This is a genomic window from Paenibacillus sp. YAE3, assembly GCF_057546105.1.
On the sequence record NZ_BAAIYF010000054.1, the window covers coordinates 1 to 540 of the forward strand.

The following is a 540-nucleotide window of genomic DNA, read 5'->3' on the forward strand; positions in this document are numbered from 1 at the left end:
GGCCCGGAACTTTTCCATCACGAGCGCCAGCCGCTCATCCTGCCGGGCCAGCCGATAGAGAGCCAGCTCGATCTGCAGCCAGCACGTCACGTAAAAATGAAACTCCAAAAACAACGTAGTCAGCGCCGCTCGCAGCGGACGGTCATCCCCGCTCGTCTGCATCTGCTCCCAGCAGGCGTGCGCCTCCCGCTTTTTTTCCTGGATTAAGTCGTAGTGACTGACAGCACCGCGGTAAAACTTGCGGACCACATTGTACAGCATCTCGGGTGTCCGAGACGGAAGACCTCTGTGTCTGTTGGGCACATCACGCATGTATCGTTCCCTCTTTTCAAACGACCTTCGTCTTCCTATTGTACAACATTCGCGTTCCGGCGGTGTGCTTCCTTGCTTTCAGGCTGCCGTCCCTTATTCCTTGCCGTTTTTCCAGTAATCGTAGGCGTGAATGGCATGCCCCATGAACGAAGAGTACGGATCCAGCGCTTTTGTCACCTGTTCCAACTGCCGATGCATCTCGCTCATTCCTTCCTCGTAGAACGAAAT

At 55.0% G+C, this 540-nt stretch carries 1 pseudogene; it reads right to left on the bottom strand.

What is annotated here, in order from left to right:
* Positions 1 to 312, bottom strand: a pseudogene (locus tag AC27KL_RS28155) (hypothetical protein); the annotation flags it as partial.
* Between the last annotated feature and the right edge of the window lie 228 nt (positions 313 to 540).